Below are 21445 nucleotides of genomic sequence, written 5' to 3'. Positions count from 1 at the left end.
CATCATCGCGATAGCGAAATGCAATGGGTGAGCTGGGCGAAAACGCCCGGTGCCGAAGGCCGCCGAGGAATCCGGCGGCCGCTGCATGCCGTCGGGGTCATGGCTGCGAATTCCTGCCGGTGAAATCCGTCGAAGCGCGACGTGAGCCGACTGGATGCGTTGAAGAGGTGGGCAATTAGATGGCGAATGAAGAGACGCTGCGTGACTACCTCAAGTGGGTGACCGCCGATCTGGCGCAGACCCGCCAGCGCCTCCAGGAGGTGGAGAGCGCCGACCACGAGCCGATCGCGATCATCGGCATGGCCTGCCGCTTCCCCGGCGACGTCGGCTCCCCCGAGGAGCTGTGGCAGCTGGTCAGCGAGGGCCGTGACGCCGTCGACGCGTTCCCCGTCAACCGCGGCTGGGACGTCGAGACCATCTACCACCCGGACCCCGAGCACCCGGGCACCTCGTACATCAACGAGGGCGGCTTCCTGCACCGGGCCACCGAGTTCGACCCGGAGTTCTTCGGCATCTCGCCGCGCGAGGCGATGGCGATGGACCCGCAGCAGCGGCTGCTGCTCGAGACCTCATGGGAGGCCTTCGAGCGGGCCGGCATCGACCCGGGCACCCTGCGCGGCAGCCGGACCGGCGTCTTCGCCGGCGTCATCTACCACAACTACGCCGCCCGCCTGCACGCCGTGCCGGAGGGCGTCGAGGCGTTTCTGGGCACCGGCAGCTCGGCCAGCATCGCCTCGGGCCGGGTCGCCTACGCGCTGGGCCTGGAGGGCCCGGCGCTGACCATCGACACCGCCTGCTCCTCCTCGCTGGTTGCCCTGCACCTGGCCGTGCAGTCGCTGCGCCGCGGGGAGTCGACGCTGGCGCTGGCCGGTGGCGTCACCGTGATGTCCACGCCCGACGCGTTCATCGACTTCAGCCGCCAGCGGGGCCTGGCCGCCGACGGCCGCTGCAAGGCGTTCTCGGCCGGCGCCGACGGCACCGGCTGGGGCGAGGGCGTCGGCATGCTGCTCGTCGAGCGGCTCGCCGACGCGCGGCGCAACGGCCATCCGGTGCTGGCCATCGTGCGCGGCACCGCGGTCAACCAGGACGGTGCCAGCAACGGCCTGACCGCCCCCAGCGGCCCCTCGCAGCAACGGGTGATCCGCCAGGCCCTGGAGGACGCCCGGCTGACGGCCCAGCAGGTCGACGCGGTCGAGGCGCACGGCACCGGCACCTCGCTCGGTGACCCGATCGAGGCCCAGGCGCTGCTCGCCACCTACGGCCAGGACCGGCCCGAGGACCGCCCGCTGTGGCTCGGCTCGATCAAGTCCAACATCAACCACACCCAGGCCGCCGCCGGCGTGGCCGGCGTGATCAAGATGGTCGAGGCGATGCGCCACGGCGTGCTGCCGCGCACCCTCTACGCCGAGCAGCCCTCGCCGGTGGTCGACTGGACGGCGGGCGCCGTGCGGCTGCTCGCCGCGGCGCAGGACTGGCCGCAGGGTGACGAGCCGCGCCGGGCCGGCGTCTCCTCCTTCGGCTTCAGCGGCACCAACGCGCACGCCATCATCGAGCAGGCGCCGGAGCCCGAGGCGGCCGCCGAGCAGCCCGCGGTGACCGTGCGCACGCCGGTGGTGCCGTGGGCGCTGTCGGGCCGCACCGAGCGGGCGCTGGCCGAGCAGGCCGAGCGGCTGCTGGAGCGGCTGGACGCCGAACCCGAGCTGAACCCGGTCGACCTGGCCTTCTCGCTGGCCACCTCCCGGGCCGCCTTCGAGCACCGGGCCGTCGTGGTCGGCGGGGAGCGGGCCGAACTGCGCCGGGCACTGGCGGCGCTGGCGGGCAGCGAGCCGGCCGCCGGCACGCAGCAGGGCAGCACGGGCCCGGTCGGCCGGGTGGCCTTCCTGTTCGCCGGACAGGGCAGCCAGCGAGCCGGGATGGGCGCCGAACTGTCGGACGCCTTCCCGGTGTTCGCCGAGGCCTACGACGCGGTCTGCGCCGAGCTGGACCGCTACCTGGACCGGCCGCTCAAGGAGGCGGTCGCCGACGCCGAGCTGATCCACCAGACCGCCTACACCCAGCCCGCGCTCTTCGCGATCGAGGTGGCGCTGTTCCGCCTGGTCGAATCCTGGGGTGTGCGGCCCGACTTCCTCGCCGGGCACTCGATCGGTGAGCTGGCCGCCGCGCACGTCGCCGGGGTGCTCTCGCTCGGCCACGCCGCCGCACTGGTCGCGGCGCGCGGCCGGCTGATGCAGCAACTGCCCGCCGGTGGGGCGATGGTGGCTGTGCAGGCCGCCGAGGACGAGGTGCTGCCGCTGCTCGCAGGCCGCTCGGACGTCGCCATCGCCGCCGTCAACGGGCCTTCGTCCGTGGTCATTTCGGGTGCCGAGCAGGCCGTCCAGGAGATCGCCGAGCAACTGGCCGCCCAGGGGCACAAGACCAGGCGCCTGACGGTGAGCCACGCCTTCCACTCGCCGCTGATGAGCGGCATGCTGGACACCTTCCGGGCCGTCGCCGAGCGGCTGAGCTACGCCGCGCCGCGCATCCCGATCGTCTCCACCCTCACCGGCCGGCTCGCCACCGCCGAGGAGTTGGGCTCGCCGGACTACTGGGTGCGCCACGTCCGCGAGGCCGTCCGCTTCCAGGACGCGGTGCGGAGCCTGGAGCAGGAGGGCGCCCGCACCTTCCTGGAGCTGGGCCCCGACGGCACCCTGACCGCGCTGGCCCAGGAGTGCGTCACCAAGGACGCCGTCCTCGCCCCCGTGCTGCGCCGCGACCGTCCCGAGGCCCAGGCGTTCACCGCCGGCCTTGCCCGGCTGCACGTGCGCGGCGTCAAGCTCGACTGGCCGGCGGTCTTCGCGGGCCGCGGCGCCCAGTGCGTCTCGTTGCCCACCTACGCCTTCCAGCACGAGGAGTACTGGATCGACCGGTCGGCCCCGCTGCCGGCCGACGCGCGCGCGATCGGCCTCGGCTCGGCCGAGCACCCGCTGCTCGGCGCGGCGGTGGCGCTCGCCGACAGCGACGGCTTCTTCTTCTCCGGGCGGCTGTCCTGCGCCACCCACCCCTGGCTGGCCGACCACGCGGTGGCCGGCACCGTGCTGCTGCCCGGCACCGCCTTCGTCGAGCTGGCGATCCGGGCCGGCGACTACGTCGGCTGCGACCGGCTGGAGGAGCTGACCCTCCAGGCACCGCTGGTGCTGCCCCAACAGGGCGGCATCCAGGTGCAGTTGTGGGTCGGCCAGGCCGATCCGGCAGGCCTGCGCCCGCTGACCGTCTACTCCCGCCCGGAGGACGCCGAGGACGACGAGCCGTGGACCCGCCACGCCGAAGGCCTGCTCGGCGCCGGCGGCGCGGCTCCCGAAGCCGGCTTCGACCCGGCCGTCTGGCCGCCCGCCGAGGCCCGCCCGGTCGAGCTCGACGGTTTCTACCAGGCGCTGGCCGAGGCCGACTTCGGCTACGGCCCGACCTTCCAGGGCCTGGGCGCGGCCTGGGTGCGCGGCGAGGAGGTCTTCGCCGAGGTCGCCCTGCCGGCGGGCGCCGTCGCGGACGCGGCCGGCTTCGGCCTGCACCCCGCGCTGCTCGACGCCGCCCTGCACGCGGTCGCCCTCAGCGGCGCCGACGCGGCCGGGCCCGCCCAGGGCCGGCTGCCGTTCTCCTGGACCGGCGTCGCGCTGCACGCCGTCGGCGCCGCCACGCTGCGGGTGCGGATCGTCCCGGCGGGCCCGGACGCGGTCTCGCTGACCGCCGTGGACCCGGCCGGCGCGCTGGTCTCCACCGTGGAGAGCCTGATCCTGCGGCCGCTGGTCCCGGAGCACCTCCAGGAGGCCGACCGCCGCGCGGCCGCCCTCGCCGACGCGCTGTTCGGCCTGAGCTGGACCCCCCTCGCGCTGCCCGAGCGCACCGACGCGCCCGCCGAGCGGCACACCGTCATCGGCGCCGACCGGCTCGGCCTGGCCGCCGGCCTGCTGACCGCCGGCCACGGCGTCGACACCCCGCCGAGCCTGGCCGCCCTGGCGGCGCGCCTGGACACCGACGAGCACGCGCCCGCCACCCTCTGCCTGCCGCTCGGCACCGGCGGCGGCACCAGCGATGGCGCCGAGCGCTCGGCGAGCGCGGTGCGCACCGCCGTCCACGAGGCGCTGGCGCAGCTCCAGCAGTGGCTGGCCGAGGACGCGTTCGCCGCCTCCCGGCTGGTCGTGGTGACGCGTGGCGCGGTGGCCGCGGGCGCCGGCGAGGAGGTCCGCGACCTGGCCGCGGCCGCTGTCCTCGGCCTGGTGCGCTCCGCCCAGTCGGAGAACCCGGGCCGGATCACGCTGCTCGACCTGGACGAGGACCCGGCTTCGCTGCGCGCGCTCGCCGCCGCCGTCGACGCTGCCGCGGATTCGGGCGAGCCGCAGCTGGCGCTGCGCGCGGGTGCGGCCCTCGCACCGCGACTGGCCAGGGTGCCCGCCGCCGCCGAGGCGGCGCCGGTCGAGCTGGACCCCGAGGGCACCGTCCTGATCACCGGCGCCACCGGCACGCTGGGTGGTCTCTTCGCCCGGCACCTGGTCACCGCGTACGGTGCGCGGCACCTGCTGCTGGTCTCGCGTCGCGGTGAAACGGCCGATGGCGCAAGCGAGTTGGCCGCCGAGCTGATCGAGCTGGGCGCCTCCGTCCGGTTCGCCGCCTGCGACGTGGCCGACCGCGAGGCGCTGGCCGAGTTGCTCCGGTCGTTGGAGCACCCGCTGACTGCCGTGGTGCACACGGCCGGTGTGCTGGACGACGGCATCGTCACCTCGCTCACCCCGTCGCGGACCGATGCGGTGTTGCGGCCGAAGGTGGACGCGGCCTGGCATCTGCACGAGCTGACGCAGGATCAGAACCTGGCCGCCTTCGTACTCTTCTCCTCCGCGTCCGGCGTCCTCGGCGCCGCGGGCCAGGGCAACTACGCCGCCGCCAACGCCTACCTGGACGCGCTGGCCGAGCACCGTCGAGCGACCGGCCTCGCGGCCACCTCGCTCGCCTGGGGCCTGTGGGCCGGCGGCATGGCCGGCACCCTGGACGAGGCCGACATCGAGCGGATGACCCGGGGCGGCGTCGCCCCGCTCACCGCCGAGCTGGGCCTGGCCCTGTTCGACGCGGCCATCGCGCAGCCGGCCGCCACGTTGGTGCCGATCCGGCTCGACCAGGCCGGACTGCGCCAGCAGGCCAGGACCGGCCGGCTGGCCGCCGTCCTCACCGGCCTGGTCCGCACCCCCGTGCGCCGGGCGGCCGCCGCCGGTGCGACCGGGGACGCCTCGCTGGTGCAGCGCCTGCTCGCCCTCACCGAGGATGAGCAGCAGCGCGCCCTGGTCGAACTGGTCCGCACCCAGGTCGCCCTGGTACTGGGCCACGCGGGCGCCCACACCGTCGATCCGGCCAAGGCCTTCCGCGAGATCGGCTTCGACTCGCTGACCTCGGTCGAACTGCGCAACCGCCTGAACGCGGCGGCCGGTGTCCGGCTGCCGGCAACCGTCGTCTTCGACTACCCGACGCCCGTCGCGCTGGCCGGCTACCTGCACACCGAGGCGCTGGGCCTGAGCGAGGCCGCCACCGAGACGGCGCCCACCCTGGTGGCAGCGTCCGACGACCCGATCGCCATCGTCGGCATGGCCTGCCGCTACCCGGGCGGCGTGCGCTCGCCCGAGGACCTGTGGCGGATGATCGCGGCCGGGGTCGACGGCATCTCGCCCTTCCCCACCGACCGCGGCTGGGACGTCGAGAACCTCTACCACCCGGACCCCGACCACCCCGGCACCTCGTACACCAGCGAGGGCGGCTTCCTGCACAACGCCAGCGAGTTCGACCCGGCGTTCTTCGGCATCTCGCCGCGCGAGGCGCTGGCGATGGACCCGCAGCAGCGGCTGCTGCTGGAGACCTCCTGGGAGGCCTTCGAGCGCGCCGGCATCGACCTGGAGACGGTGCGGGGCAGCCGGACCGGGGTGTTCGCCGGCATCATGTACCACGACTACATCACGCGGCTGCCCGCCATTCCGCCGGGCGTCGAGGGGTATCTCGGCACCGGGAACTCGGGCAGCATCGCCTCGGGCCGGGTCTCCTACGTGCTGGGCCTGGAGGGTCCGGCGGTCACCGTCGACACGGCCTGCTCCTCCTCGCTGGTCGCGCTGCACTGGGCGATCCAGGCGCTGCGCACCGGCGAGTGCACCATGGCGCTGGCCGGCGGCGCGACCGTGATGGCCAAGCCCGACACCTTCGTCGACTTCAGCCGCCAGCGCGGCCTGGCCCGCGACGGGCGCTGCAAGTCGTTCTCGGACGACGCGGACGGCACCGGCTGGGCCGAGGGCGCGGGCATGCTGCTGGTGGAGCGGCTCTCCGACGCGCAGCGCCTCGGGCACCCGGTGCTGGCCATCGTGCGCGGCTCGGCGATCAACCAGGACGGCGCTTCGAACGGTCTGACCGCCCCCAACGGGCCGTCGCAGCAACGGGTGATCCGGCAAGCGCTCTCCAGTGCGGGACTGACCGGGGATCAGATCGACCTGGTCGAGGCGCACGGCACCGGCACCACGCTGGGCGACCCGATCGAGGCGCAGGCGCTGCTCGCCACCTACGGCCAGGAGCACACCGAGGACCAGCCGCTCTGGCTCGGCTCGGTGAAGTCCAACCTGGGCCACACCCAGGCGGCGGCCGGGGTCGCCGGCATCATCAAGGTCATCATGGCGATGCGGCACGACACGCTGCCGCAGACGCTGCACGTCGGCGAGCCGTCCACGCACGTGGACTGGGCGGCGGGCGCCGTGGAGCTGCTCACCGAGGCGCGGGAGTGGCCGAAGGCCGATCGGCCGCGCCGGGCCGGCGTCTCGTCGTTCGGCATCAGCGGCACCAACGCGCACGCCATCATCGAGGAGCCGCCGGCACTGCGCGGGACTGACCCCAAGGCGGTGGCGCAGCCGTCGGTGCAGCCGTCGCGGGTGCTGCCCGTGCTGCTGTCCGCGAAGAGCCCCGAGGCGCTGCGGGCGCAGGCCGAGCGACTGCGCGAGCACCTGCGGGAGCGGCCTTCGTCCACACTGCTCGACATCGCCTTCTCGCTGGCCACCACGCGCACCGCCTTCGAGCACCGCGCAGTCCTGCCGGTCGCCGAACGCGAGCCGCTCGAAGCGGAGTTGGCCGCCCTCGCGGCAGGCGAGCCGGCCTCGCGCGCGGTGCTGGGGACGGCCGGGTCGGCGGGTCGGACGGCGTTTCTGTTCACCGGTCAGGGCAGCCAGCGAGCCGGGATGGGCGCGGAGCTGTACAGCGCTTTCCCGGTGTTCGCGGCTGCGTATGACGCCGTGTGTGCGGAGCTGGACCAGCACCTGGAGACGCCGCTCAAGGACGCCGACGCGCTGATCGACCAGACCGGGTACACGCAGCCGGCGCTGTTCGCGCTCGAGGTGGCGTTGTTCCGGCTGGTGGAGTCGTGGGGTGTGCGGCCTGACTTCCTCGCGGGCCACTCGATCGGTGAGTTGGCGGCCGCGCATGTGGCGGGTGTGTTCTCGCTGGCGGATGCGGCCAAGTTGGTCGTCGCGCGCGGGCGTCTGATGCAGGAGCTGCCGGCCGGTGGCGCGATGGTGGCCGTGCAGGCTGCTGAGGACGAGGTGCTGCCGCTGCTGGCGGGCCGCGTGGATGTCGGTATCGCTGCCGTCAACGGGCCCACGTCCGTGGTGATTTCGGGCGCCGAGCAGGCCGTGCTGGAGGTTGCGGAGCAGCTGGCCGCCGAGGGCCGCAAGACGAAGCGGCTCACGGTCAGCCACGCGTTCCACTCGCCGTTGATGGACCCGCTGCTCGCCGAGTTCCGGTCCATCGCCTCGGAGTTGACCTTCCACGAGCCCCGGATCCCGATCGTCTCGACACTCGACCAGTCCGCTGACCTGACGTCCCCCGAGTACTGGGTGCGCCACGTCCGCGAGGCCGTGCGCTTCGCCGACGCGATCGTGACCCTGGAGCGCGAGGGCGTCCGCACCTTCCTGGAGTTGGGCCCGGACGGCACGCTGTCCGCTCTCGCGCAGGAGTGTGTGACCACCGAGGAAAGCGCCTTCACCCCGGTACTGCGCCGCGACCGCGCCGAGGCGGAGACCTTCACCACCGGCCTGGCCCGGCTGCACGTGCGCGGCGTCAAGCTCGACTGGCCGGCCGTCTTCGCCGGACTCGGCGCCCAGCAGGTCGAGCTGCCCACCTACGCGTTCCAGTACGAGCGTTACTGGCTGGAGGCCCCGCCGGTCCTGGTGGGCGAGGCGGCGGTCGCGCTGCTCGGCCTCGACCTGGCGGACCACCCGCTGCTGGGCGCCTTCGTCGGCCTGGCCGACGCCGACGGGCTGCTCTTCACCGGCCGGCTCGCGGTCGACACCCACCCGTGGCTCGCCGACCACGCCGTCGGCGAGGTCGTCCTGCTGCCGGGCACGGCCTTCGTCGAGCTGGCGATCCGGGCCGGCGACCAGCTCGGCTGTGACCTGGTGGAGGAGCTGACGCTGGAGGCGCCGCTGGTGCTCCCCGAGCGCGGTGGCGTCCAGGTCCAGGTCGCGGTGGGCGGCCCCGACGAGGCGGGCCGGCGTCAACTCTCCGTCTACTCCCGGTTGGAAGACGCCGACCCGGGCGAGCTGTGGACCCGGCACGCGACCGGTCTGCTGGCCGTGGGTGAGCGGGCGGCGTCGTTCGAGCTGACCCAGTGGCCGCCGACCGGTGCCGAGGCGGTGTCCGTCGAGTCGGTCTACCCGGCCTTCGAGGCAGCCGCGTTCGGCTACGGCCCGGTCTTCCAGGGACTGCGGGCGGCCTGGCGACGCGGCGGCGAGCTGTTCGCCGAGGTGGCGCTGCCGGAGGAGGCCGTCGAGGCCGCCGCCGGGTTCGGGCTGCACCCGGCGCTGCTGGACGCCGCGCTGCACGCGATCGGCCTGGGCGGGCTGGTGGCGGACACCGGTCAGGGCCGGCTGCCGTTCGCCTGGTCGGGTGTCTCGCTCTTCGCTGCCGGTGCGGCCGAGTTGCGGGTGCGCCTGTCGGCGGCCGGTGCGGACGCGGTCTCGCTGGCGGTGGCCGACGGCACGGGTGCGCCGGTGGCCCTGGTGGACTCGCTGGTGCTGCGGCCGTTCTCGGTCGAGCAGTTGGCGGGCAGCGGGGCCGGTCGGCACGAGTCGCTGTTCCGCGCCGAGTGGTCCGAGGTGGCGTTGCCCTCGGCCGGTCCGCTCGGCGTGGTGGCGGTGCTCGGTGACGACGGCTTCGGGTTCGCGGAGGCCGTGTGCGTCGACGAGTTGGGTGCGCTGGTCGAGGCGGCGCCCGACACGATCGTGCTTCCGGTGCTACCGCTTGCCGGTCCGGACGTGGTCGCCGCCACCCATGAGGCCGTCCATCGCGCGCTGGCGCTGGTTCAGCAGTGGCTGGCCGAGGAGGCGTTCGCCGACTCTCGGCTGGTCGTGGTGACCCGTGGCGCGGTGGCCGCCGCACCCGGTGCGGACGTGCACGACCTGGCCTCGGCCGCTGCCCTGGGCCTGCTGCGCTCGGCGCAGTCGGAGAACCCGGGCCGGATCACCCTGGTCGACCTGGACGAGGACGCTGCTTCGCTGCTCGCCCTGCCCGCCGCTGTCGAGTCGGGCGAGCCGCAGCTGGCGCTGCGCGCGGGTGCGGCTTTCGCCCCGCGCCTGGCGCGGGTCGTGGCGGCTGCCGAGGCGACGGCGCCGGCGCTGGACCCCGAGGGCACGGTGCTGCTGACCGGTGCCACCGGCACGCTGGGTGGTCTCTTCGCCCGGCACCTGGTCACCGAGTACGGCGCGCGCCACCTGCTGCTGGTCTCGCGTCGCGGTGAAGCAGCCGAGGGTGCAGCGGAGTTGGCCGCCGAGCTGATCGAGCTGGGCGCCTCGGTCCGCTTCGCCGCCTGCGACGTGGCCGACCGCGAGGCGCTGGCCGCCCTGCTCGGCACCGGACTTGAGTACCCGCTGACCGCCGTGGTGCACACCGCCGGTGTGCTGGACGACGGTGTGATCTCGTCTCTCACCCCGGAGCGCATCGATGCGGTGCTGCGCCCGAAGGTGGATGCGGCCTGGTATCTGCACGAGTTGACGAAGGATCAGAATCTCGCCGCCTTCGTGCTCTTCTCCTCCGCCGCCGGTGTGTTCGGTGCGGCCGGTCAGGGCAACTACGCGGCGGCGAACAGCTTCCTGGACGCGCTCGCCGAGCACCGCCAGGCCGCCGGCCTGCCGGCCACCTCGCTCGCCTGGGGCCTGTGGGCCGAGGACGGCGGGATGGCTGCCGCCCTGGTCCGCTCCGACGTGGAGCGGATGGCGCGCGGCGGTGTCACCGCCTTGACCGCCGAGGACGGGCTGCTGCTCTTCGACGTGGCCGTCCAGTCGCCCGATCCCGTGCTCGTCCCGGTCCAGCTCGACCTCGCGAGCCTGCGGGCCCAGGCCGGCGTCGGCCTGCTGCCCCCGCTGCTGCGCGGCCTGGTGCGGGTGCCGGTGCGGCGCCTGGCCCAGACCTCGGGCGGCGCCACCGGCGCCGCCGGGTCGGCGCTGGCCCAGCGGCTGGTGGCGCTGCCCGTCGCCGAGCGTGAGACCGTCCTGCTGGATCTGGTCTGCGCCGAGGTCGCGGCGGTGCTCGGCTACCCGAGCCACGCGACGGTCGACGCCGCCCGGGCCTTCAAGGAGCTCGGCTTCGACTCGCTGACCGCCGTCGAACTGCGCAACCGCCTCAACGGCGCGACCGGCCTGCGGCTGCCGGCCACCCTGGTCTTCGACTACCCGAGCCCGACCGCGCTGGCCGCCATGCTGGGTACCGAGCTGCTGGGCGCGCTGCCCGGTGACGGGTTGCCGGTCGCGGTGACCACGGCTGTCGATGACGAGCCGATCGCCATCGTGGGCATGGCTTGCCGCTTCCCCGGCGGGGTCACCACGCCCGAGGGCCTGTGGGATCTGGTCGCCGGTGGACGTGACGCCGTCTCGTTCTTCCCCGAGGACCGGGGCTGGGACACCGAGAGCCTCTACCACCCGGACCCGGACCACCAGGGCACCACCTACGCCCGCGAGGGCGGATTCCTGCACGGCGCGGGGGCGTTCGACCCGGCGTTCTTCGGGATCTCGCCGCGCGAGGCGATGTCGATCGACCCGCAGCAGCGGCTGCTGCTGGAGACCTCCTGGGAGGCATTCGAGCGGGCCGGCATCGACCCGAGCACGCTCAAGGGCAGCCGGACCGGCGTCTACGTCGGTGTGATGTACAACGACTACGGCGTCGTGCTCCAGCAGTCGATCGAGGGCCTGGAGGGCCAGGTCGGCACCGGCTCGACCGGCAGTGTCGCCTCGGGCCGGGTCTCCTACACGCTGGGCCTGGAGGGCCCGGCGGTGACCATCGACACCGCGTGCTCCTCCTCGCTGGTCGCGCTGCACCTGGCCTGCCAGTCGCTGCGGTCGGGCGAGTCGACGCTGGCGCTGGCCGGTGGTGTCACCGTGATGCTGACGCCGGGCACCTTCGTGGAGTTCAGCCGCCAGCGCGGGCTGTCGGTGGACGGGCGCTGCAAGGCGTTCTCGGAGGACGCGGACGGCACGGGCTGGGGCGAGGGCGTCGGCCTGCTGCTGGTCGAGCGGCTCTCCGACGCTCGGCGCAACGGGCACCAGGTCCTGGCCATCGTGCGCGGCAGCGCCGTCAACCAGGACGGTGCCAGCAATGGCCTGACCGCCCCGAACGGGCCGTCCCAGCAGCGGGTGATCCGGCAAGCGCTCTCCAACGCGGGACTGACGGCCAGTCAGGTCGACGCGGTGGAGGCGCACGGCACCGGCACCAGGCTCGGCGACCCGATCGAGGCCCAGGCACTGCTCGCCACCTACGGTCGGGAGCACACCGAGGACCAGCCGCTCTGGCTCGGCTCGGTGAAGTCCAACCTGGGCCACACGCAGGCCGCCGCCGGCGCCGCCGGTGTGATCAAGATGGTCATGGCGATGCGGCACGGCGTGCTGCCGAAGACGCTGCACGTCTCCGAGCCGTCAAGCCATGTGGACTGGTCGGCGGGTGCGGTGGAGCTGCTGAGCGAGGCGCGGGACTGGCCGCAGACCGGCGAGCCGCGCCGGTCGGCCGTCTCCTCCTTCGGCATCAGCGGCACCAACGCCCACATCCTGCTGGAGCAGGCCCCTGCGGTCGAGACGGCGGCGGAGCCCGAGGCGACCGTGCCCGGTGCAGTGCTGCCGTCGGTCCCGTGGGTGCTGTCGGCACGCACGGCTGAGGCGCTGCGCGGGCAGGCCACCCGGCTGCTCGGCCGGCTGGACGAGGAGCCGGCGGCGCGGGTGGCGGACGTCGCCTACTCGCTGGCGACCAGCCGGACCGCCTTCGAGTACCGGGCGGCGGTGATCGGTGGCGACCGCGAGGAGCTGTGCGGCGCGCTGGCGGCGCTGGCGCGCGGTGAGTCGGCGCGAGCGGTGGTCGGGCGCGCGGGATCCGCGGGTCGGACGGCGTTCCTGTTCACCGGCCAGGGCAGCCAGCGGGCTGGGATGGGTGGCGAGCTGTACAGCGCTTTCCCGGTGTTCGCCGAGGCGTATGACGCGGTCTGTGCGGAGTTGGACCGGTGGCTGGAGACGCCGCTGAAGGACGCCGACGCGTTGATCGACCAGACCGGGTACACGCAGCCGGCGCTCTTCGCGCTCGAGGTGGCGCTGTTCCGGCTGGTGGAGTCGTGGGGTGTGCGGCCCGACTTCCTGGCCGGGCACTCGATCGGTGAGCTGGCCGCCGCGCACGTCGCGGGCGTGCTGTCACTGAGCGATGCGGCCAAGCTGGTCGCCGCGCGCGGCCGCCTGATGCAGCAACTGCCCTCCGGTGGCGCGATGGTGGCCGTCCAGGCCGCCGAGGAAGACGTGCTGCCGCTGCTCGCGGACCGTGCGGATGCCGGTATCGCCGCCGTCAACGGGCCCACATCCGTGGTGATTTCGGGCGCCGAGCAGGCCGTCCTTGAAGTCGCCGAGCAGCTCGCCGCCGACGGCCGCCGCACCAAGCGGCTGACCGTCAGCCACGCGTTCCACTCGCCGCTGATGGACGGCATGCTCGCCGAATTCCGTGCGATCGCGGCCGAGTTGACCTTCAATGCTCCGCAGATCCCGATCGTCTCGACGCTCGACCAGCAGGCCGACCTGACCTCGCCCGAGTACTGGGTGCGTCACGTTCGCGAGGCTGTCCGCTTCGCCGACGCGGTCGTGACCCTGGAGCGCGAGGGCGTGCGCACCTTCCTGGAGTTGGGCCCGGACGGCACGTTGTCGGCCCTCGCGCAGGAGTGCGTGACGGCCGAGGAAAGCGCTTTCACCCCGGTGCTGCGCCGTGACCGCGCCGAGGCGCAGACGTTCACCACCGCGCTCGCCCAGCTGCACGTGCGCGGCGCCAAGGTCGACTGGCCGGCGGTCTTCGCCGGCACCGGCGCCCGCCGGATCGAGCTGCCGACCTACGCTTTCCAGCACGAGCGCTTCTGGCCCCGGCCGGTGACCGGCTGGGTCGGTGACGTCGCGTCCGCCGGTCTCGGGTCGGCGGATCACCCGCTGCTGGGTGCTTCGCTCGCGCTCGCGGACGCCGACGGGCACCTGTTCACCGGGCGGCTCGCGGTCGAGGCGCAGCCCTGGCTGGCCGACCACGCGGTGGCGGGCAGCGTGCTGCTGCCGGGCACGGCGTTCGTGGAGCTGGCGATCCGGGCCGGTGACCAGGTGGGTTGCGGGCTGCTGGAGGAGCTGACGCTGGAGGCGCCGCTGGTGCTGCCGGCCAAGGGCGGTGTGCAGGTCCAGCTCTGGGTCGGCACGCCTGACGAGTCGGGCCGGCGGAGCGTCAGCCTGTACTCGCGCGCCGAGGACGCGCCGTTCGACGAGCCGTGGACGCGGCACGCGGCGGGCGTGCTGGCGGTGGCCGAGCAGGCGGCCTCGTTCGAGTTCGCGCAGTGGCCACCGACGGGTGCCGAGGCGGTGTCGGTCGAGTCGGTGTACCCGGACTTCGCGGCGGCCGGGTTCGGTTACGGTCCGGCGTTCCAGGGGCTGCGGGCGGCCTGGCGGCGGGACGGCGCGCTGTTCGCCGAGGTGGCGCTGCCGGAGGAGCACCGGGCGGAGGCGGGTCACTTCGGTCTGCATCCGGCGCTGCTGGACGCGACGTTGCACGCGATCGGGCTGGGCGGCCTGGTGGCGGACACCGGTCAGGGTCGGCTGCCGTTCGCGTGGTCGGGTGTCTCGCTCTTCGCTGCCGGTGCGTCGGAGTTGCGGGTGCGGATCGCCTCGCGCGGTGCGGACTCGGTCTCGCTGGAGGTGGCGGACGGGTCGGGCGCGCCGGTGGCCTCGGTGGATTCGCTGGTGCTGCGGGCCTTCTCGCCCGAGCAGTTGGCGGGCAGCGGGGCCGGCCGGCACGAGTCGCTGTTCCGCCCGGAGTGGACGAGCGTGGCGCTGCCGTCGGCGGCGTCGCTCGGCGCGGTGGCGGTGCGCGGCGGTGACAGCCTCGGGTTCGCGGATGCCGCGTGCTTCGCGGAGTTGAGCGCGCTGGTCGACGCGGCGCCCGACACGATCGTGCTGCCGGTGCTGCCGGCTGACCTGGCCGATGTCGCTGCGGCCACCCATCAGGCTGTGCACCGGGTGCTGGCGAACGTCCAGGAGTGGCTGGCGCAGGACGCGTTCGCCGACTCCCGGCTCGTGGTGGTGACCCGTGGCGCGGTCGCGGCCGATGCCGGTGAGGATGTCGAGGACCTGGCCTCGGCCGCCGTGGTGGGCCTGCTGCGTTCGGCGCAGTCGGAGAACCCGGGCCGGATCGTGCTGGTCGACCTGGACGAGGACGAGGCTTCGGCGGCCGTGCTGGCGGCGGCGATCTGCTCTGGCGAGGCGCAGTTGGCGCTGCGGGCTGGTGCGGCGTTCGCGCCGCGGCTGGTTCGGGTGCCGGTGGTGGCCGAGGCCGAGCTGCCCGCGCTGGACCCTGAGGGCACGGTGCTGTTGACGGGTGCGACCGGGTCGTTGGGTGGTTTGGTGGCCCGGCATCTGGTCGGCGAGTACGGTGCTCGGCGTCTGCTGCTGGTCTCGCGTCGGGGCCGTGCGGCCGGTGGCGTGGACGAGTTGGCGGCCGAACTCGCCGAGTTGGGTGCGGAGGTGGCGGTCGCGGCCTGTGACGTCGCCGACCGCGTCGCGTTGGCGGAGTTGCTCGGTTCGCTGGAGTATCCGTTGACGGCCGTGGTGCATTCGGCGGGTGTGCTGGATGACGGGATCGTCTCCTCGCTGACCCCGGAGCGGATCGATGCGGTGTTGCGGCCGAAGGTGGATGCGGCGTGGCATCTGCACGAGTTGACGAAGGATCAGAGTCTCGCTGCTTTCGTGCTGTTCTCCTCCGCTGCCGGTGTGTTCGGTAATCCGGGTCAGGGTAACTACGCGGCGGCGAACAGCTTCCTGGACGCGCTGGCTCAGCATCGGCAGGCGTCCGGTCTGCCGGCGACCTCGCTGGCCTGGGGTCTGTGGGCCGAAGATGGTGGTATGGCCGGTGAGTTGGGCTCGGCTGACGTGGAGCGGATGGCGCGCGGTGGCGTGCTGCCGCTCGTCGCCGCCGAGGGCCTGGCCCTGCTTGACGCCGCCGCCCGCTCCGGCGAGCCGCTACTGGTGCCGATCAACCTCGACTTGACCGGCCTGCGAGCTCAGGCGGAGGCGGGCATGCTGCCGCCGCTGCTGCGCGGCCTGGTCCGGGCGCCGATGCGCCGCGCCGTCGAGAGCGCCGGCAGTGTCGCCGCCTCCCTGCTCACCCAGCGACTCGCGGGTGTGGCCGAGGCCGACCGCGAGGCCGTCCTGCTGGAACTGGTCTGCGCCGAGGTGGCGGCCGTTCTCGGTTACGCCGGGCCGCAGGCCGTCGAGGCCGACCGGGCCTTCAAGGACCTGGGCTTCGATTCGCTGACCGCCGTCGAGTTGCGCAACCGCCTCAACGGCGCGACCGGCCTGCGGCTGCCGGCCACCCTGGTCTTCGACTACCCGAGCCCGACCGCGCTGGCTGCCCTGCTGCGCGCCGAACTCCTCGGTGCGCTGCCCGATGACGGGCTGCCGGTCGCGGTGACCACGGCCGTCGATGACGAGCCGATCGCCATCGTGGGCATGGCCTGCCGCTTCCCGGGCGGGGTGACCAGCCCCGAGGGCCTGTGGGACCTGGTCGCCGGTGGCCGCGACGCCGTCTCGTTCTTCCCCGAGAACCGCGGCTGGGACACCGAGCACCTCTACCACCCGGACCCCGATCACCAGGGCACCTCCTACACCCGCGAGGGCGGCTTCCTGCACGAGGCGGGCCTGTTCGACCCGGCCTTCTTCGGGATCTCGCCGCGTGAGGCGATGTCGATGGACCCGCAGCAGCGGCTGCTCCTTGAGACCTCCTGGGAGGCCTTCGAGCGGGCGGGCATCGACCCGAGCACGCTCAAGGGCAGCCGGACCGGCGTCTACGTCGGTGTGATGTACAACGACTACGGCGCGCTCCTCCAGCAGTCCGTGGAGGCGCTGGAGGGCCAGGTCGGGACCGGCAGTTCGGCCAGCGTCGCGTCCGGCCGGGTCTCCTACACGCTGGGCCTGGAGGGCCCGGCGGTGACCATCGACACGGCCTGCTCCTCCTCGCTGGTCGCGCTGCACCTGGCCGTCCAGTCGCTGCGGTCGGGCGAGTCGACGCTGGCGCTGGCCGGTGGCGTCACCGTGATGCTGACGCCGGGCACCTTCGTGGAGTTCAGCCGCCAGCGGGGACTTGCGACCGACGGGCGCTGCAAGGCCTTCTCGTACGACGCGGACGGCACCGGTTGGGGCGAGGGCGCCGGCATGCTGCTCGTGGAGCGGCTCTCCGACGCCCGCCGCCTTGGTCACCCCGTGCTGGCGATCGTGCGCGGCAGCGCCGTCAACCAGGACGGTGCCAGCAATGGCCTGACCGCCCCGAACGGGCCGTCCCAGCAGCGGGTGATCCGGCAAGCGCTTTCCAGCGCGGGACTGACAGGCGCTCAGGTCGACGCGGTCGAGGCGCACGGCACCGGCACCACGCTGGGCGACCCGATCGAGGCCCAGGCGCTGCTCGCCACCTACGGTCGGGAGCACACCGAGGACCAGCCGCTCTGGCTCGGCTCGATCAAGTCCAACCTCGGCCACACCCAGGCCGCCGCCGGCGCGGCGGGGATCATGAAGATGGTCATGGCGATGCGCAACGGCGTGCTGCCGAAGACGCTGCACGTCGGCGAGCCGTCCCGGCACGTGGACTGGTCGGCCGGCGCGGTGGAACTGCTCAGCGAGGCGCGGGACTGGCCGCAGACCGGCGAGCCGCGCCGGGCGGCCGTCTCGTCCTTCGGGTTCAGCGGCACCAACGCGCACATCATCCTTGAGCAGGCGCCGCCGGTGACCGAAGCAACCGAGCAGCCCGCCGCCGGGGCGCACCCGCCGCTGGTGCCGCTGCTGCTCTCCGGCCGCACGGCGCCGGCGCTGCGCGGGCAGGCCGCCCGGCTGCTGGCCCGCCTCGACGCCGAACCCGAGCTGAACCCGGTGGACATCGGCTACTCGCTGGCGACCACCCGAACGCTGCTGGAGCACCGCGCAACCGTGCTCGGCGAGGACCGCGACGAGCTTCGCCGCGGCCTGGCGACCCTGGCGCGGGGCGAGTCGGCGGCGCGGATCGCGGTCGGCGGCGCCGGCTCGGCGGGCCGGACGGCGTTCCTGTTCACCGGTCAGGGCAGCCAGCGGGCCGGCATGGGCGCGGAGCTGTACAGTGCCTTCCCGGCATTCGCGGCGGCCTACGACGCCGTGTGCGCGGAGCTGGACCAGCACCTGGCGATGCCGCTCAAGGACGCCGACGCGCTGATCGACCAGACCGGCTACACCCAGCCCGCGCTGTTCGCGATCGAGGTGGCCCTGTTCCGCCTGGTCGAATCCTGGGGTGTCCGCCCGGACTTCCTCGCGGGCCACTCGATCGGCGAGCTCGCTGCCGCGCATGTCGCGGGTGTCCTCTCGCTGGCCGACGCGGCCAGGCTGGTCGCCGCGCGCGGTCGCCTGATGCAGCAACTGCCGGCCGGTGGCGCGATGGTGGCCGTCCAGGCGGCCGAGGACGAGGTGCTGCCGCTGCTGGCGGACCGCGCGGATGCCGGTATCGCCGCCGTCAACGGGCCCTCGGCCGTCGTCATTTCGGGCGACGAGCAGGCCGTGCTGGAGATCGCCGAGAAGCTGGCCGCCGACGGCCGTCGCACCAAGCGGCTGACCGTCAGCCACGCGTTCCACTCGCCGCTGATGGACCCGATGCTGGCCGAATTCCGTGCGATCGCAGCCGAGTTGACCTTCAACGCTCCGCAGATCCCGATCGTCTCGACGCTCGACCAGCAGGCCGACCTGACCTCGCCCGAGTACTGGGTGCGTCACGTTCGCGAGGCCGTGCGCTTCGCCGACGCGATCCAGACCCTGGAGGCCGGGGGCGTCCGCAGCTTCCTGGAGTTGGGCCCGGACGGGGTGCTCACCGCGATGGGCCAGGACTGCGTGAGCGGCGAGGAAAGCGCTTTCACGCCGGTGCTGCGCCGCGACCGATCCGAGGTGGAGACCTTCACCACCGCGCTCGCCCAGTTGCACGTGCGCGGTGCCAAGGTCGACTGGCGGGCGGTCTTCGCCGGCACCGGCGCCCGCCGGGTCGACCTGCCGACCTACGCCTTCCAGCTGGAGAACTTCTGGCCGCGGGTCCGCTCCGGCCTGGTGGGCGATGTGGCCTCCGCCGGTCTCGGCGCGGCGGATCACCCGCTGCTGGGTGCGTCGTTGGCGCTCGCGGATGCCGACAGCCATGTCTTCACGGGCCGGCTCGCGGTGGACACGCATCCGTGGCTGGCCGACCACGCGGTGGCCGACACGGTGCTGCTGCCGGGTACCGCCTTCGTGGAGTTGGCGGTGCGGGCCGGGGACCAGGTGGGCTGCGACACCGTGGAGGAGCTGACGCTGGAGGCGCCGCTGGTGCTGCCGGCCAAGGGCGCGGTGCAGGTCCAGGTGACGGTGGGCGAGCCCGATGAGGCGGGTCGGCGCGGCATCAGCCTGTACTCGCGCGCCGAGGACGCCGAGCCGGACCAGCCGTGGACCCGGCACGCGACGGGCCAACTGGCGGTCGGCGGCGCCCAGGCGCCGGGCGAGCTGACCCAGTGGCCGCCGGCCGGTGCGGAGGCGGTGCCGGTCGACGGCCTGTACGACGGGTTCGCGATGGCCGGGTTCGGCTACGGCCCGACCTTCCAGGGCCTGCGGGCGGCCTGGCGGCGCGACGGTGAGATCTTCGCCGAGGTGGCGTTGCCCGAGGGCAGCCGGGCCGAGGCGGGCCTGTTCGGTCTGCATCCGGCGCTGCTGGACGCCACGTTGCACGCGATCGGCCTGGGCGGACTGCTCGGCGAGGAGAGCCAGGGCCGGCTGCCGTTCGCGTGGTCGGGTGTCTCGCTCTTCGCCGCAGGTGCGGCGGAGTTGCGGGTGCGGATCGCCTCGCGCGGTGCGGACTCGGTCTCGCTTGAAGTGGCGGACGGGTCGGGCGCACCGGTGGCGTCGGTGGATTCGCTGGTGCTGCGGGCCTTCTCGCCCGAGCAACTGGCAGGCAACGGTGGTCGCCACGAGTCGCTGTTCCGCTCCGAGTGGATGGGCGTGGCGCTGCCCGCCGCCGGTTCGCTCGGTGTGGTGGCGGTGCTCGGCCGCGACGACCTCGGGTTGGCGGGCGCCGAGTGCTTCGACGACCTGACGACGCTGAGCGAGCTGCTGCCGGACACGGTGGTGCTGCCGGTGCTCCCGGCCGCCGCCGCGGACGTCGCGGCGGCCACCCACGGGGCGGTCCACCGCGCGCTGGCGCTGGTTCAGCAGTGGCTGGCCGAGGAGGCGTTCGGCGGCTCCCGGCTGGTCCTGGTGACGCGTGGCGCGGTGGCGGCCACCGCGGGCGAGGACGTCCGCGACCTGCCGTCGGCCGCGGTGCTGGGTCTGCTGCGTTCGGCGCAGTCGGAGAACCCGGGCCGGATCGTGCTGGTCGACCTGGATGAGGAGGCGCCCTCGCAGCGCGCCCTCGCTGCCGCCGTCGGCTCTGGCGAGTCGCAGTTGGCGCTGCGGGCTGGTGCGGCGTTCGCGCCGCGGCTGGTTCGGGTGCCGGTGGTGGCCGAGGCCGAGTTGCCGGTGCTGGATCCTGAGGGCACGGTGCTGTTGACGGGTGCGACCGGGTCGTTGGGTGGTCTGGTGGCCCGTCATCTGGTCGGCGAGTACGGTGCTCGGCGTCTGCTGCTGGTCTCGCGTCGGGGCCGTGCGGCCGGTGGTGTGGAGGAGTTGGCGGCCGAACTCGCGGAGTTGGGTGCGGAGGTGGCGGTCGCGGCCTGTGACGTCGCCGACCGTGCGGCGTTGGCGGAGTTGCTCGGTTCGCTGGAGTATCCGTTGACGGCCGTGGTGCATTCGGCGGGTGTGCTGGATGACGGGATCGTCTCCTCGCTGACCCCGGAGCGGATCGATGCGGTGTTGCGGCCGAAGGTGGACGCGGCCTGGCACTTGCATGAGTTGACGAAGGATCAGAATCTCGCGGCGTTCGTGCTGTTCTCCTCCGCTGCCGGTGTCTTCGGTAATCCGGGTCAGGGTAACTACGCGGCGGCGAACAGCTTCCTGGATGCGCTGGCTCAGCATCGGCAGGCGTCCGGTCTGCCGGCGACCTCGCTGGCCTGGGGTCTGTGGGCCGAAGACGGCGGTATGGCCGGTGAGTTGGGCTCGGCCGATGTCGAGCGGATGGCGCGTGGTGGTGTGCTGCCGCTCGCCGCCGCCGAGGGCCTGGCCCTGCTCGACGCCGCCGCCCGCTCCGGCGAGCCGGTCCTGGTGCCGGTGCACCTCGACCTGGCCGGGCTGCGGACCCAGGCGGAGGCGGGCATGCTGCCGCCGCTGCTGCGCGGCCTGGTGCGCGGTGTCGCCGCCCGGCGCACCGTGGAGGCGACCGGTCCCTCGCTGGCCCAGCGGATCGCGGGCGTGGCCGAGGCCGATCTGGACGGCGTGCTGCTGGAGCTGGTCTGCGCCGAGGTCGCGGCGGTGCTCGGCTACGCCGGGCCGCAGGCCGTCGAGGCCGACCGGGCGTTCAAGGACCTGGGCTTCGATTCGCTGACCGCCGTCGAACTGCGCAACCGCCTCAACGCGGTGACGGGTCTGCGGCTGCCGGCCACCCTGGTCTTCGACTATCCGACGCCGATGGCCTTGGTCGACCTGCTGCGCGCCGAGGCGGTGCCCGACGCGGCACAGGCCGTGGTGCCGCTGCTGGCCGAGCTGGACCGGCTCGAAGCCTCCCTGCTGGGGACGGCGGCGGACGACGAGGGCCACCTGCGGGTCGCCAACCGCCTGCAGGCGCTGCTCGCCCGGTGGAACGACCAGCAGGTCCCGGCCGAGGACGCGGGCGTCGCCGAACAGCTCGACGAGGCCACCGACGACGACCTGTTCGACTTCATCGGCAAGGAATTCGGCATCTCCTGATCGCCGCACGCGCTTCCTGCAACATCCCCGAGAGGTGACCTGACATGTCG

Annotated in this window: 1 protein-coding gene; it reads left to right on the top strand. The window is 73.8% G+C overall.

From position 1 onward, the window contains the following. Positions 1-179: 179 nt before the first annotated feature. The gene (locus P3T41_RS08820; RefSeq protein WP_280689071.1) at positions 180-21395 is read left to right on the top strand and encodes a type I polyketide synthase; all 21216 of its coding nucleotides are present in this window, start codon (positions 180-182) and stop codon (positions 21393-21395) included. The last annotated feature ends 50 nt before the right edge of the window (positions 21396-21445 follow it).

The organism is Kitasatospora sp. GAS204B (assembly GCF_029892155.1).
Classification (GTDB): Bacteria; Actinomycetota; Actinomycetes; order Streptomycetales; family Streptomycetaceae; genus Kitasatospora.
The sequence above is the reverse complement of the archived record's forward strand: the minus strand, read 5'-3'. Positions and strand labels throughout refer to the sequence as shown.